The organism is Segatella oulorum F0390 (assembly GCF_000224615.1).
Classification (GTDB): Bacteria; Bacteroidota; Bacteroidia; order Bacteroidales; family Bacteroidaceae; genus Prevotella; species Prevotella oulorum.
Genome location: NZ_JH114215.1, coordinates 109,612 through 123,725 on the forward strand (window position 1 = coordinate 109,612; position 14,114 = coordinate 123,725).

A 14,114-nucleotide genomic window follows, 5' to 3' on the forward strand; every position below is an offset into this window, starting at 1 on the left:
CACACACACACACACACACACACACACACATTCTAACAACGGTCTAAATCTCTGTACTAAGGCGATAGCGGTGCGCCCGGCGCGGGTGTCGGTTCGCCGTTTCAAGCATCTGCAAGGAGCTTTCAAAGCTCTTTGCAGATGCTTTTTCGTGTGTGTATTCGTCAACTGATAAAGCGTGAGACAAGATAAAAATATATTTGATTTAAAGCATTAAGAGTATGAAGAAAGAAGCTATTGATTTAACTGGTATTAGACGGCCGTATGTGATGCCGCAAATAAGAGTGATTGCAGTTCAAACAGAGCAATTTATGAAGGCTTCTGTTGGGCCTCATCCAACTTCTCAGCAAGAAGATTTTGATGCAGATGAAGATGTTGATGGTGGAGATTTCGAGTTTGAATAAAAACCACAAAGCATGTTTTATAATTAAAGTTAGAAGCAGATGAAGAAATATATTTTTTTATGTGTAGCAATGTTATTGTTCATGATTACGGGTTGTAGTCATGATAATAATAGTGATGAATTAACCTCAAGGGTTCGATTTGGTTTTACCAATGAAGACTTTGGGGAGGACGAAGTTTTGACGCGTACTGGTGCTGTAGCAAAGGAGCCACAAACTATTAATATTGGCGATTGTGAGGCAGAAATCACAGTAGAAAACGAACCTGTGATAAAGAAGACACGTGGTGCACAAACCAATGCTAATGGGCACTATACCATTCGTGCTTATCAAGGTAGCAGCCTCAAAGACGAAATGAGTGGAACTTTCAGTGGAGGGACTTTCACCCCAGATGTCTCCAGCAAAGCGCGCCTCCAATTGCCTCATGGTACCTATGAATTGGTGGCATTCAACGACGACGTAACCACCAGCGGTAATAATTTGGTTGTATCACGTGATAAAGCCGCAACGGCGATGATGGGCACCCAAACAGTTAATATTACCGATGACAACGATTTATATGTTCAGTTTACAATGAAGCATGTCGGATGTCGTCTGCGTACTCAGTTTGTTTGTCAAAAACATATACCAAACAACATCACTGCTACACTTGAAGCCGTAGCTGCAAATGTGATTCCTACGAGCGTAACCTATGACCCAACAACAAAGGCCTATACAGGAAATCCAGGCACCATCGCATCTGAAGCAAATAATTCTGCTGCCAGTACAGAAGCAAAATTTGATGCCTCATACTATGGACAGAGCTATTCCTACACCTCTACCAGCGATTACCATTATTTTCTCCCCACCACTACAGGCAGCAAACTAAAGCTGACGGGCATCTCGGCTGGTACCGTCTTTTGGAAGCCCATTCCCACTTTTAACATAGCCCAACTCAATGCCACCCTGCAGATGCAGCCAAACAAATCGTATGTGGTTAAAATCAAGCTCACCCCAAGTTATAGTTATCTGATGAGCGACGGTTCTGTTGGTCATTTTAAAGATACCACATTTGGCGGAGGCTCTAAAACTCCCATCGCTATCGTCATCGATGCTGATAACTTCATGGCTGTGGGTTTGAATGCGTTGACCCAATTGGGTGGTAGTAGTTCATGGTGTGACTATGGCTGGCCACATTATTATTACAATCAAACGAACACCCACATGGCAACGGTAAATGATGCTTTAGGGAGCCAGGCAACGAGTGGGCTTGAAGAAACATGGAATCCGGCTTACAGCACAAATTTGATTGGAAGCGCTGGTGAGACCAAGGTAAAAGGTAACAATCCACGCTTCCGTGCTATTTATGCTGCGGCACACTACGATCCGGGCGTAACCTATACTGGCACTCCGGCATTGGTGTGGTATTTGCCTTCATTGAGCGATTTCCGAAAGTGTAATACTTTAGGTTTTGAAGAGACTATTTCTTATACAGGTCCTATGGGGCAGACTTTCTATTCCACGTATTGTTATGGTTATTTGCTCGCTAAGGCTTTTCAAAAAGTTGGAGGAGACAATCCTCTGAAAGAGTTTTGGACAAGTACGGAAACGGATCCATCATATGCAGGTACCTATTACTTTTCGAATAGTCAGATGAATCCCGGTAGTGCTGATAAAGGGAGTAATGTAAAAAGGTATATGCTCTCTTTTGTCAAATACAAATAGATGGGGTTATGATATGTTTTCGAGCAAAATCACATTAGTGAGCGGCTCGCTGGCCATTTTTGAAACGAAATCATGTTAGTGAGCGGCTCGCTGGCCATTTTTGAAACGAAATCATGTTAGTGAGCGGCTCGCTGGCCATTTTTTAAGCGAAATCATGTTAGTGAGCGGCTCGCTGGCTATTTTTGAAACGAAATCACGTTAGTGAGCGGCTCGCTGACCGTTTTTTAAGCGAAATCATGTTAGTGAGCGGCTCGCTGATGATTTTCTAAACAGAGATTAATCGGCGGAAGCTTCCGCCACATCATTATATTTTTATATTTTGTAACTAAAACGATTAAAAATGAAAGAAATCAACGGAATTGATTTGGCGCACATGAAAAGTGGTGCCCATTTTTTGTTCATCACCGACACGGTGGGGCTCGCCACGGCCGATGCCAAAGTAAAAACAAAGGTGACGGCCGAGTTGACGGCCCTGCAAACGGCGCTGAAGGCCGAGGATGATGCGCTGGCACTGTCGAAAGCCAACCTGCTGAGCGGAGAAATCAAAACGCTCGATACGGAGCGCGACAAGCACTACAAGGCGCTGCGCAAGGCCATCAAGTTTTTCCTGAACCATCCTGATGCCGAGCAGGTGAAGGCCGCTCAGCGGTTGGAACGGTTGCTGAAGGATTACAACATCGACCCCAAGATGCAGCTGGACCGCGAGACGGGCCTGTTGCTCAACCTCATCAGCGATTTGGAAGCGAAGTCGGCTGCCGATGTCACGGCCTTGGCCCTCACGCCCGTGGTGCAGGCCATGAAGCAGGCCAACGACAAGTTGCGCGAGGTGACGCGGGCGCGTGCCAACGACCGTGCGGTGCAGATTGTGGGCCAGTTGAAGCAGGCGCAACACGCCTCCGACGAGGCCTATCGCACGTTGGTGCAGAAGGTGAATGCCTTGGCGGTGGTCGAGGGCGAGGCCGATTATGCCGATTTCATCAGCAAGATGAACGAGCAGGTGAAGCACTACAAGCAGGAGGTGCTGCCCAAAGCGAAGAAAAAGGACGGCGGCAAGCAGCCCGGCGACGGTGGAAAGCCCGGAGAGGGGAAGAAACCCGGTGACGGCGGCAAGCAGCCCGATGGCAAGAGGCCGGGCGGTGATGCTGCAAAGCCGGGTGATGGTGGCGATGGCAAGGATAAGCCGGGCGGAAAAGGTCAGGGCGATGCCACGGTGACGCCGAAAGAATAACTTGTTTTAAAACAAATGATGTTATCCGCGGTGGCGCCGAAATCATAACATACACACACTTTTTTATTTTAAGAATGGGGGCGGGAGTGCGCGATGCATTTCCGCCCCCGATGTGTTGTGTGGATTGTTTACGCGTTTCGTTTGGGTGGATTACGCGTGTGTGGTTGGTGTCGTTTGGGTTGATTATGCGTAAATGGTTATTTTGTTTGTGTGGGAAAATATGATGGAGATTGGTAGGGGCGGTGCCTGTGTGCCCGCCCGTGTCGCCCCACAAGGGCGCATCCATCGTTCAATTCCCCACGCACAATACGTGTGTTTTTGGTATGGAAACGTCGCTACGCGGACGTTCGGGCGGGCACACAGGCACCGCCCCTACGGTTTCGTTTGGGTGGATTGCGTATGGGCGGTTAATTTTGTTGGGGGGATTGTGTGCAAATGGTTATTTTGTTTGTGTGGGATTGCGTGGCAAAATATTACGGAGCGTGGTAGGGGCGGTGCCTGTGTGCCCGCCCGCGTCGCCCTACAAGGGCGTATCCCTCGTTCATCCCCCGCGCACAATGCGTGTATTTTTGGCATGGAAACGCCGCTGCGCAAACGTTCGGGCGGGCACACAGGCGCCGCCCCTACGGTTTCGTTTGGGCAGATTGCGTGTGGGTGGTTTTGTTTGTTTGTTGGTTGGTGAAAGCAGTGCACATGAACCAACACCATCGGTGTTGTACTTTTGCCAGCCCAGGGTTGCCGACGAAAGGAGGCTACCCTGGAGAAAGTCGGGGAGGGGAATCCATGCCATCGGCATTGTACTTTTTAAAATCAATTTTCGTGTGGGGAAATCATTCGTGAATAATCCATTCGCCGCGTGTGGTAATGATGTGCGATGAGAAAAAGTACAACCCCCAAGGGGGTAGCCTCCTCGCTTGCATTGTTACCCAGGGTAGGCTGCGTTGCACTTGCCAACCCTGCGCTATCGAAAGTATAACCCCGATGGGGTAATGACACACCGTGCGGTTTGGAGCTATCGAATGTGCAATACGGTGGGGTATGAACACACCGTGCGATTGGCGTGGGCTATCGAATGTACAATGTAATGCGGTAGGGGCACACTGCGTGGTTTGGTGGAGATGGATAGGGGCGGTGCCTATGTGCCCGCCCGTGTCGCCCAGCAAGGGCGCATCCATCGTTCAATTCCCCGCACATGATACGTGTATTTTGGGTATGGAAACGCCGCTGCGCGGACGTTCGGGCGGGCACACAGGCACCGCCCCTACGGTTCCGTTTGGACAGATTGCGCGTGGGTGGTTTTGTTTGTTTGTTGGGAAAACGGTGCACATGAACCAACACCATCGGTGTTGTACTTTTGTCAGCCCAGGGTTGATTGAGCGCAGCGAAATCTACCCTGGGTAAGGTCGTGGAGGGGGAATCTATGCCATCGGCATTGTACTTTTTAAAATCAATTTTCGTGTGGGGAAATCATTTGCCGCGTGTGGTAATGATGTGCGATGAGAAAAAGTACAACCCCCAAGGGGGTAGCCTCCTCGCTTGCATTGTTACCCAGGGTAGGCAGCGTTGCACTTGCCAACCCTGCGCTATCGAAAGTATAACCCCGATGGGGTAGGGGCACACCGTGTGATTTGATGGAGATTGATAGGGACGGATTGCACATGGACGGTTGGTTTCCTTTGGGCGGATTGTGTGTAAATGGTTATTTTGTTTGTGTGGGATTGCGTGGAAAAATATGATAGGGGTTGGTATGGAAACGCCGCTGTGTGCCCGCCCGTGTCGCCCCACAAGGGCGCATCCATCGTTCATCCCCGCACAAAATGCGTGTATTTTTGTTATGGAAACGCCGCTATGTGCCCGCCCGTGTCGCCCCACGGGGGCGCATCCATCGTTCATCTTCCCATGGTTTGGCGAGTTGCTATGCGAAAAAAGCTGTGCACGAATGCGGTGCACAGCTTTTTTTATGGAATGGGTTGCCCCAAAGGGGGAGAGCCTACAAGAGGGCTTTGAACTTTTCTTCGATGGTGGCTTTGTTGGCTGCACCGACAAATTTGTCGACGAGTTCGCCGTTTTTAAAGAAAAGGATGGTGGGGATGTTGCGCACGCCAAAGTCGGCGGCTATCTCGTCGTTTTCTTCGACGTCGCATTTGCCTACCACTAATTTGCCATCATACTCTTTGGCTAATTCAGAAATGATGGGGCCTACCATGCGGCAAGGACCGCACCAGGTGGCCCAAAGGTCGACTACTAAAGGTAAATCACCATTTTTGTAGCTCTCAAAATTCTCGGTTGTAATTGTTACTTCCATTTTTTTATTCTCCTGTTTTTTATAATGAATATATTCGATGTTGATGATGCGTTGATGGGGGGTGTGTTGACAAACACCGTGCCATGGCGATTGGGTTGGCGGCGGTGTCGGCTTTTTTAATTGACATGATAGGTGATGGCGGGGTTGCTTTTGATGAATGCAATGAGTTTGTGGGTGATGTCGATGGCGTGGCCTTTGGAGCGCAGCATGACGCTGTTGTTGTGCTCTTGATCGATGATTTGCACATAGAGTTGCACCTTTCCGGGCGTGTCGTCGATGAGGGTCGACAGGTCTTCAGCCATGTCGTCGGTGAGATCGTTGTTGTTGATGGAGAGGGTGATGCGCTCCAAGCGTTTGTCTTTCACGGTTTGCATGTATTGAATGTCTTGCACACGCAGGTCGTAGATGTTGCTGTCGCGATAGCGTTGCTGACATTTTGCCGTGATATAGACGATGCAACCTTCGCTCAGCATGCCGCGCCAACGTCCCCATTCTTCGCCGAAGAAGGCCAATTCGCCGCTGCCTTCGAAATCTTCAATGGTGACAAAGCCACAAGGGTTGCCATTTTTGGTGAACTTTGATTTCACGCCTGTGACAATGCCGCCTAAGATGATGCCGTCTTTTGTGGTGAGCGACTCTTTGGCGGCAAGCTCTGAACAGTGGGTGTTGCAGAGGTTGCGCAACACGATTTCGTAGTCGTCGAGTGGGTGAGCGCTGAGGTAAATGCCCACTAAGTCGCGTTCGCGGTTGAGGCGTTCGATGGTGCTCCATTCTTCGGTCTTGCCGGGTATGGGGTGGGCTATCTCCACCGAACAGCTGCCACCAAAGAGTGAATTCTGGGCTTCGCGCTGCTCTTGCTGATAGAGTTGGCCGTAGCGGATGAGGGTTTCTAAGAACATATCGTTTTTGGCACCGACCGAGAAATAGGCTTCGCGCGGCAGACCAAAACAGTCGAATCCGCCGCTCAGCGCCAACGATTCGAAGGCTTTGCGGTTGACGCTGGTGTAATCGACCCGCTCCACAAAGTCGTAGATGTCTTTGTAAGTGCCGTTTTTCTCGCGTTCGTTGACAATCGCTTGCGCTGCAGCCTCGCCCATTCCTTTGATGGCAGAGAGGCCGAAACGAATGGCTCCCTGTTTGTTTACGCCAAACTCTGAATCGCTTTCGTTCACGTCGGGACCTAACGTTGCAATCTTCATGCTTTGACATTCTTCCATCAGCTTGGTGATTTCCGTAATCTGGCTGAAGCGTCTTGTCATCAAAGCGGCCATGTATTGCGCGGGATAGTGCGCCTTCATGTAGGCCGTTTGGTAGGCCACCCAAGAATAGCATGTGGCGTGAGATTTATTGAAGGCGTAGGAGGCAAACTTCTCCCAGTCGCTCCAAATCTTTTCTAATATTTTGGGGTCGTGACCATTCTTTGAGCCTTGTTCGATAAACTTCGGCTTCATGGCATCGACGATGGCTTTCTTTTTCTTACCCATGGCTTTACGCAGGGCGTCACTCTCGCCGCGAGTGAAATTGGCTAATTGGCGCGAAAGCAACATCACCTGCTCTTGATAAACGGTGATGCCATAGGTGTCCTTGAGGTATTTCTCCATGCAAGGAATGTCGTAGGTGACGAGCGAAGGGTCGTGTTTGCGCTTGATGAAATCGGGAATATAGTCCATCGGTCCTGGCCGATAGAGCGCATTCATCGCGATGAGGTCTTCGAAAACGGTGGGGTGGAGCTCGCGCAGGTATTTTTGCATGCCTGGCGATTCAAATTGGAATGTGCCGATGGTGCGTCCCTGTTGATAGAGCTGATAGGTGAGTTTGTCGTCAATGGGGATGGTGTCGAGGTCGATTTCGTCGCCTGTTGTTTTCTTCACCACCTTGCAAGCCTCCTTTAACTCGGAGAGTGTTTTCAGGCCCAAGAAGTCCATTTTAATCAAGCCCGTCGATTCAATCACGTGACCGTCATATTGTGTGACAGCCGTTTTCAGTCCGGCAAAGTCGGGGTCGTCGGCCGTAGAAACGGGCACCCAGTCGCTGATGGGGTTGCGGCAGATGATGAAACCGCACGCATGGATGCCCGTTCCGCGCACCGTCCCTTCCAACATCTTGGCATATTTGATGGTGTTTCGCTCGCGTGGGTCTTGTGAAAATTCGGCATCGCGCAGCTCGGGTGTGCATTTAATTGCGTTGGTTAAATTCATCTTTAACCCATCGGGCAAGCGGTCGGGAATGGCTTTGCAAAGCGCATTCGACTTGTCGAGCGGTAACCTTTCCACGCGCGCCACGTCCTTGATGGAGTTCTTTGTGGCCATGCTGGCGTAGGTGATGATGTGGGCACAGTTATCATGCCCATATTTATCCATGACCCAACGCAGCACCTTTCCGCGCCCATCGTCGTCGAAATCGGTATCAATATCGGGCAAATTCACACGGTCGGGGTTGAGGAAACGTTCAAACAGCAGGTCGTATTTCAAGGGATCGATCTTGGTGATGCCCAAACAATAGGCCACCACCGAACCAGCGGCTGAGCCACGACCCGGTCCCACCATCACGCCCAATTCGTTGCGTGCGGCTGCGATAAAATCTTGCACAATGAGAAAGTAGCCTGGGAAACCCATAGTCTTCATCACGTGAAGTTCAAAGTTGATGTGCTCTTTCACATTGTCGGGCAACGGGTCGCCATAAAGCTTTTTGGCACCATCATAGGCTAATTTGGCCAAGTAGTCGGCTTCAAACTTGATGCGATAAATCTTTTCATATCCGCCCAAGCGTTGAATCACCTTCTCGCCTTCTTCGGGTGGAAGCTGATTTTCGCCATTCTCATCCGAGGTAAATTCTTTGTAAAGGTCTTCCTCGGTGAATTTCTTTTCCCACTCCGCTTCTGTTCCAAACGCTTCGGGAATGGGGAAGAACGGCATGATGGGAGCATGGTCGATGTTATAGATTTCCACCTTGTTTAAAATGTCCAAGGTATTGGTCAGCGCCTCGGGCACATCCGAAAAGATGGCGTTCATCTCGGCTTTCGTCTTAAACCATTCCTGCTTGCTGTAACGCATTCGCTTGGGGTCGTCAAGGTCTTTGCCCGTCGAAAGACACAAAAGGTGGTCGTGGGCTTCGGCCGTTTCCTTATCCTCGAAATGCACATCGTTGGTGCAGATGAGCTTGATGCCATAGTCTTTGGCAAACTGCATGAGCACATGATTGGCCTTTTGTTGCAGCGGAAAAGCCTCACGGTTGGCCATAATCGTGGGGTCGGTCACCTCGTGGCGTTGCATTTCTAAATAGAAATCATCGCCAAACATCCGATGATACCATTCGCAAGCCTCACGTGCACCGTCAAGGTCGCCATGCAAAATCTTCGACGGAATCTCGCCCGCAATGCAGGCCGAGCAAATGATGAGCCCCTCATGATGTTTCTCTAACTCCGTTCTGTCGGTGCGCGGACGATAATAATAACCATCAATCCACGATTTGCTCACCAATTTAATGAGGTTCTTATAGCCCTTATAATTCTTGGCCAGCACAATTAAGTGGTAGCCCGAGTTATCACCATTCTCTTTGATTTTATCTTGCAAGCGATGTCTCGCCACATACATCTCGCAACCAATGATGGGCTTAAATGGCGCCAATCCTTCAGCCTTTCGCTTCTTGTTGATGCCGGCGCAATAGTCCACAAATTCTTTAATGCCAAACATGGCGCCATGGTCGGTGATGGCCATGCCTTTCATATCATCGGCAATGGCTTTATCTACAAGCTTCGATATTTTCGATTGTCCATCGAGGATGGAATAATAAGTATGTACGTGAAGGTGAATGAAGTCGTTCATATCTGTCTCTTTCGGTTTGCGAAGATACGCTAAAAACCGCGAAGGGCAAAATAAAACATGGTTTTTTATTTTCAATGTTTGCCCGAACAATAAAAAATAATTAACTTTGCAGGGCTTTAGCATTTTACTAATTTGCTATGATTAAGAGAATAAAGAAATTAAAAAAGATACGCATTCATCGCGAAGGTTCTAACACTATTGCTGCGGGCTTCATGGGCTTTTTGGTCATCGCCTTTCTCCTGTTTCAGTTAGAAACAAAAATTCCTTTTTGGTTATTCGTCGTTGTTTTCGGTGCTGTTTATGGCATTGTGCTCAACTTTTATCGGTGTCCTGTGCGGCGCTTTTCAGAAACCGATGAGACCGAAAAGATTGTTGTCGCACCCGCCGATGGCAAGATTGTTGTCATTGAGGAGGTCGAGGAGCACGAATATTTCCATGATCGCCGTTTGATGATTAGCATCTTTATGAGCCTTTTCAACGTGCATGCCAACTGGTTTCCGGTGGATGGCAAAGTGAAATTTGTGAAACATCAGAATGGAAATTTCCATAAGGCATGGCTACCCAAAGCGAGTGAAGAGAATGAACGCACCGATACGATGATTACCACGCCCGAAGGACAAGACATTTTGTGCCGGCAGATTGCAGGAGCCATGGCACGTCGCATTGTGACTTATGCGAAGCCCGGCGAAGATTGCTATATCGACGAGCACTTAGGTTTTATTAAATTGGGCAGTCGGGTCGACGTGTTCTTGCCCATTGGCACAGAGGTTTGCGTGGAAATGGGGCAAATCACCACAGGCGACCAAACCATTATTGCAAAATTGAAGTAATGAATTTCAAAAAACATATTCCCAACAGCATCACTTGTTGCAACCTCATCTGCGGGTGCATTGCAACAAGCTATGCCTTTGCAGGCGATGCAAAAATGGCGTTGTTGTGGATGATTATGGGCGCTGTCTTCGATTTCTTCGATGGCATGTCGGCGCGGTTGCTCCATGTTTCTTCGCCCGTGGGCAAGGAACTTGATTCTTTGGCCGACGATGTTACCTTTGGCGTTGCGCCCGCAACCATTCTTTTCAACGAGTTGGCCGTGTTGGAGTATCCCACGTTTTTAGAGCCTTTGCGCGCCTATTTGCCCTATGTGGCCTTCCTCATGGCAGCATTCTCGGCGCTTCGTTTGGCCAAGTTTAATCTCGACGCGCGGCAAACCACGTCATTTATCGGTTTGCCAACACCTGCCAATGCGCTTTTTTGGGGCTCGCTTTTAGTCTACAATCCCGCATGGATTGATGACAATTCTGGTGCAGTTTTCTTGCTCATCTCATTGATGTTACTGAGCTGTTACCTATTGGTGTCCGAACTGCCGATGTTTGCCTTGAAGTTTAAGCATTGGGGATGGCGCGGCAACGAGGTGAAATATAGCTTTGCCCTGCTTTCGCTGTGCTGTCTGCTTTATTTCGGATGGCTCGAAGCCTGGTGGATCATCATCACACTTTATCTGCTCGCATCTGTGCTTTTGCGTAAGCAAACGCAGCAGAAATCATAATTCAGGAGACTTTTGTTATGGCATTTTTGAAGTTTATTTTTGTCCTCTTCATCGTTCTTTTCGTGTTCGTCTTGTTCACAGCGTTGCGTTTCCTGAACACTTTTCGGCAAAACATCAACCGCTTCCGCCGCACGATGAATGGTGCAAATGCGCAGCAACGCACGGACTATGGCAATCGCGAAGGCGTCATTGACACGCGCGATCCCGAAGAGGCACAAAAGAAAATATTTAAAAAAGACGAGGGCGAATATGTGGATTATGAGGAGGAGAAGTAGTCCTAAGCAGTGTTTTTCATGCGATTATTTTGTCCTTTTCCTCAAAAGTTTATAACTTTGCACCCATGAACGTAAATTCGGTTACATATAGCATCCAGACGTTGCAAAGAAATTCAAAATTCTTTGCATCTTTTTATGCCAATTATTTGGCCAATTCAAATAATTGTGTAACACACACACACACACACACACACATTCTAACGTCCGCTCCTACGCGCGCGTAATATACAACATAATCACTTATAAACAAAGGGTGTGCAAGAAGTTTTTCATAAACTTTTTGCATGCCCTTTTTGCGTGCAAAAATGAACGAAAAAGCAAGAAAACAGTAGTAGTAAATAATTATAAAACGGCAAATTAAAAATGAAACAAGAAGTATTTGAAAAAGAACAGCGGAAATATGTAGCACCCTGGTGCGAAGTTATCCAAGTAGAGAGTACGGGTTTTTTATGTGGAGTATCTGTCGGATTAAAAAAGTCAGAATCGACAGATGACGATTGGGATGCCGATCAAGATATTGACGGTGGCGAAGCAGAGTTATAGTATAAACAAATGAAGATGAAAACAAATATAAAATTTTTCAGCGTAGCAGTGCTTGCGTTAGGTGGAATGTTGCTTAATGCTTGCAGTACAACTGATGATTTCGATGCGCAAAGCAACAATATGATAGACGTGAGTCGTTTGCAATTCTCACTTACAGACGAACCCTTTAGTAGCGACAATTCTACAAGGACACGAACAAGCGAAACTCCCGTGACGCAAACGATTGACTTAGGTAATGGCCTCACTGCTGAGGTGAGCATAGAATGCGACAGCGCCGAACAGACGGCAACACGTGCCGGCATACCATTGAGTAATGGCAAATATTACATCTATGCCGTGGGTAACGATGGCAAACGCATTAAAGGTGCAGACAAATTGCTCAGTGGAAAGTTGTCGGGTGGTGTGTTTAAACCCGATAATTTCTCCACGCTTGTATTGCCTGCAGGTACCTACACTTTTGTGTGCTACAATGAATATGTAAACGACGACGGCGACAAACTCACTTTCACCGATGACCAACGGGCACGCGTGGGCGTAACAACGCAAACACTCACCCTGTCGCCCGCCGCACAAGAGGTGGCTTTTGCCATGAAACGTCAAGTGGCACGTGTGCGGTTTAAAATTGCGGCCTATACCAAAGCAACCACAGGCGTGAAGGCTAAACTTATTTCAACGGCCAATCAACCCACCTCGGTCAGTTACACCGATTTAATCAGCAATCCTCAAACTGTCACTTCAGCAGCTATCAATGCAGTTTGTACTTTCCCTGCCACCTCGTCGACAAGAAACAATCTCTGCGGCTTCGACTTTTTCACACCTTATGCCTATTACATGGCTGGCACTGATGGTGCAAAACTCAAAGTGAGCTTCTCGGCCGGCACAATTTACCAAAAAAGCATCGCAGGCAAGGATTTCCCCCTCAATCATTTAGGCAAACTCGTGGGGAACGCCTCCTACACGGTGCGCATCAAGTTCACCACTTTCCCACTCTATCTCTTTCACGATGGCACTTGTGGGCTTTATGAAGAACGGGACATGCGAACCGCTATCGGATTGGTTATAAACGAAAAAACAGCCAATAAAATGGGCAAGGCCGTGGGATTGGAAATAATTAAAGATGGTTTTGGGGGCGCTTATAAATGGGAAGATGAAACCAAAACATTGCCCTCAACACCCGACCACCTCAATACCACAGTTTATAATGGTGTGCACGATGGACAGAACGATATGAACGGCTACAACTGGACATGGGATGCCAATAGCACGAAAGACCATGTGGTGCGCGGCGACGAGCAAGAGAAATATCCTGCATTCTATGGAGCAGGTCATTATAACCCCAGCAATGTCACCGTGACAGGTAATATCGACAAATGGTATATTCCTGCTGCAGGAGAAGTGATGGAACTGTTCCGCCGATTTGGCACCGTCACTGTGCCGGCTAACGAGCCTTGGCGTGGCTATTGCTATATGGCGCAAACGGATATCGACAAAATGCTCGCAGCCTTCACGAAAGCAAACAGTGACCTACACCCTGAACAATATTTTTTGTGGACGAGCACAGTCTGTGATGCTGCAAATACAGGTGGTTTTGGTCCCTATTTACCTGTTAGCTTCAGCATCAACGGTAATGGTCCTGGGCAGGTTTGGTGGCCTACATTCTCAAAGACAGGTGCTAACTTTTATATTCTGCCCTTCGTTCATTTCTAAATGATGAACGATTTTGCAGGAACGCGACGGCCGTCAAGCGTGGTAGTGGCCGTGCCTGTGTGCCGGCCAGCGCGCCCCACGAGGGCGCATCCATCGTTAGGCGGTGCAGGTGAAGGTGGAAAAACAATGTTTGCGGATGGCAGTGCATCATTTTCGGATGGAAACGCCGCTACGCGGACGTTCGGGCGGGCACACAGGCACCGCCCCTACCATTCCAACATACATCGCCGTTCCGCAAAGGTGAAAACAAGAGTTTTAATGCTTGCATAGCCTATGCAAATGGCAAAACGCAAAAAATAGCGCTTGCATAGCCTATGCAAATGGCAAAACGCAAAAAATAGCGCTTGCATAGCCTATGCAAATGGCAAAACGCAAAAAATAGCGCTTGCATAGCCTATGCAAATGGCAAAACGCAAAAAATGGCGCTTGCATAGCCTATGCAAATGGCAAAACGCAAAAAATGGCGCTTGCATAGCTTATGCAAATGACAAAATGCAAAAAATGGCGCTTGCATAGCTTATGCAAGCACTGAAACAAAAGAAAGTAATCGCTAAAGATAAATTTATTGTTAACAAAAAGTATTT

The 14,114-nt window shown here is 48.3% G+C and carries 13 protein-coding genes; 9 read left to right on the forward strand and 4 right to left on the reverse strand.

Annotated elements, in window-relative coordinates; genetic code table 11:
* Positions 1-218 precede the first annotated feature (218 nt).
* From HMPREF9431_RS00470 to HMPREF9431_RS00480, 3 genes are all read left to right on the forward strand, one after another.
* The gene (locus tag HMPREF9431_RS00470) at positions 219-401 is read left to right on the forward strand and encodes a hypothetical protein (RefSeq protein WP_004379065.1); all 183 of its coding nucleotides are present in this window, start codon (positions 219-221) and stop codon (positions 399-401) included.
* 81 nt (positions 402-482) lie between these two features.
* Positions 483-2,102, forward strand: a complete 1,620-nt coding sequence (locus tag HMPREF9431_RS00475; RefSeq protein WP_155812895.1) for a hypothetical protein — start codon at positions 483-485, stop codon at positions 2,100-2,102.
* 340 nt (positions 2,103-2,442) lie between these two features.
* On the forward strand, positions 2,443-3,330 hold the full coding sequence (locus HMPREF9431_RS00480) for a DUF6261 family protein (protein WP_004379067.1): 888 nt from the start codon (positions 2,443-2,445) through the stop codon (positions 3,328-3,330).
* An 830-nt stretch (positions 3,331-4,160) separates the two neighbouring features.
* Here HMPREF9431_RS00480 and HMPREF9431_RS12640 read toward each other — a convergent pair.
* Complete coding sequence (locus tag HMPREF9431_RS12640; protein WP_155812896.1) at positions 4,161-4,505, reverse strand: hypothetical protein; 345 nt, start codon at positions 4,503-4,505, stop codon at positions 4,161-4,163.
* Positions 4,506-4,542: 37 nt separating this feature from the next.
* Between HMPREF9431_RS12640 and HMPREF9431_RS12645 the strand changes: the two genes are divergently transcribed.
* The gene (locus HMPREF9431_RS12645) at positions 4,543-4,731 is read left to right on the forward strand and encodes a hypothetical protein (RefSeq protein WP_155812897.1); all 189 of its coding nucleotides are present in this window, start codon (positions 4,543-4,545) and stop codon (positions 4,729-4,731) included.
* A 46-nt stretch (positions 4,732-4,777) separates the two neighbouring features.
* Here the strand turns inward: HMPREF9431_RS12645 and HMPREF9431_RS13330 are convergent, their stop codons facing one another.
* The 3 genes from HMPREF9431_RS13330 to dnaE form a co-directional block, all read right to left on the reverse strand.
* Positions 4,778-4,990, reverse strand: coding sequence for a hypothetical protein (locus HMPREF9431_RS13330; protein WP_231287668.1), 213 nt, complete (start codon positions 4,988-4,990; stop codon positions 4,778-4,780).
* Positions 4,991-5,320: 330 nt separating this feature from the next.
* A complete protein-coding gene (trxA, locus tag HMPREF9431_RS00490; RefSeq protein WP_004379069.1) occupies positions 5,321-5,635 on the reverse strand; it encodes a thioredoxin in 315 nt (104 codons plus the stop codon).
* 116 nt (positions 5,636-5,751) lie between these two features.
* Entirely contained in the window at positions 5,752-9,459 is a 3,708-nt protein-coding gene (gene dnaE, locus HMPREF9431_RS00495) for a DNA polymerase III subunit alpha (protein ID WP_040560595.1), read from the reverse strand.
* A gap of 137 nt (positions 9,460-9,596) precedes the next feature.
* On the opposite strand from dnaE, the gene HMPREF9431_RS00500 reads away from it, so the two are divergent.
* The 5 genes from HMPREF9431_RS00500 to HMPREF9431_RS00520 all read left to right on the forward strand — a co-directional run bounded on the left by HMPREF9431_RS00500 (position 9,597) and on the right by HMPREF9431_RS00520 (position 13,530).
* Entirely contained in the window at positions 9,597-10,289 is a 693-nt protein-coding gene (locus HMPREF9431_RS00500; protein WP_004379071.1) for a phosphatidylserine decarboxylase family protein, read from the forward strand.
* On the forward strand, positions 10,289-11,005 hold the full coding sequence (pssA, locus tag HMPREF9431_RS00505) for a CDP-diacylglycerol--serine O-phosphatidyltransferase (protein WP_004379072.1): 717 nt from the start codon (positions 10,289-10,291) through the stop codon (positions 11,003-11,005). Before HMPREF9431_RS00500 ends, pssA begins: the two co-directional genes overlap by 1 nt.
* Positions 11,006-11,022: 17 nt before the next feature.
* Positions 11,023-11,280, forward strand: a complete 258-nt coding sequence (locus HMPREF9431_RS00510; protein WP_004379073.1) for a DUF4834 family protein — start codon at positions 11,023-11,025, stop codon at positions 11,278-11,280.
* Positions 11,281-11,643: 363 nt separating this feature from the next.
* The gene (locus HMPREF9431_RS00515) at positions 11,644-11,823 is read left to right on the forward strand and encodes a hypothetical protein (protein ID WP_004379074.1); all 180 of its coding nucleotides are present in this window, start codon (positions 11,644-11,646) and stop codon (positions 11,821-11,823) included.
* A gap of 15 nt (positions 11,824-11,838) precedes the next feature.
* On the forward strand, positions 11,839-13,530 hold the full coding sequence (locus tag HMPREF9431_RS00520) for a hypothetical protein (RefSeq protein WP_004379075.1): 1,692 nt from the start codon (positions 11,839-11,841) through the stop codon (positions 13,528-13,530).
* Positions 13,531-14,114: the final 584 nt, after the last annotated feature.

What these genes read in the sequence shown, in the direction of transcription:
- HMPREF9431_RS00515 (WP_004379074.1), top strand. Translation starts at nt 11,644, where the DNA reads ATGAAACAAGAAGTATTTGAAAAAGAACAGCGGAAATATGTAGCACCC.
- pssA (WP_004379072.1), top strand. Translation starts at nt 10,289, where the DNA reads ATGAATTTCAAAAAACATATTCCCAACAGCATCACTTGTTGCAACCTC.
- HMPREF9431_RS12640 (WP_155812896.1), bottom strand. Translation starts at nt 4,505, where the DNA reads ATGGATGCGCCCTTGCTGGGCGACACGGGCGGGCACATAGGCACCGCC.
- HMPREF9431_RS00520 (WP_004379075.1), top strand. Translation starts at nt 11,839, where the DNA reads ATGAAAACAAATATAAAATTTTTCAGCGTAGCAGTGCTTGCGTTAGGT.
- HMPREF9431_RS00510 (WP_004379073.1), top strand. Translation starts at nt 11,023, where the DNA reads ATGGCATTTTTGAAGTTTATTTTTGTCCTCTTCATCGTTCTTTTCGTG.
- dnaE (WP_040560595.1), bottom strand. Translation starts at nt 9,459, where the DNA reads ATGAACGACTTCATTCACCTTCACGTACATACTTATTATTCCATCCTC.
- HMPREF9431_RS12645 (WP_155812897.1), top strand. Translation starts at nt 4,543, where the DNA reads ATGGAAACGCCGCTGCGCGGACGTTCGGGCGGGCACACAGGCACCGCC.
- HMPREF9431_RS00500 (WP_004379071.1), top strand. Translation starts at nt 9,597, where the DNA reads ATGATTAAGAGAATAAAGAAATTAAAAAAGATACGCATTCATCGCGAA.
- HMPREF9431_RS13330 (WP_231287668.1), bottom strand. Translation starts at nt 4,990, where the DNA reads ATGTGCAATCCGTCCCTATCAATCTCCATCAAATCACACGGTGTGCCC.
- trxA (WP_004379069.1), bottom strand. Translation starts at nt 5,635, where the DNA reads ATGGAAGTAACAATTACAACCGAGAATTTTGAGAGCTACAAAAATGGT.
- HMPREF9431_RS00470 (WP_004379065.1), top strand. Translation starts at nt 219, where the DNA reads ATGAAGAAAGAAGCTATTGATTTAACTGGTATTAGACGGCCGTATGTG.
- HMPREF9431_RS00475 (WP_155812895.1), top strand. Translation starts at nt 483, where the DNA reads ATGATTACGGGTTGTAGTCATGATAATAATAGTGATGAATTAACCTCA.
- HMPREF9431_RS00480 (WP_004379067.1), top strand. Translation starts at nt 2,443, where the DNA reads ATGAAAGAAATCAACGGAATTGATTTGGCGCACATGAAAAGTGGTGCC.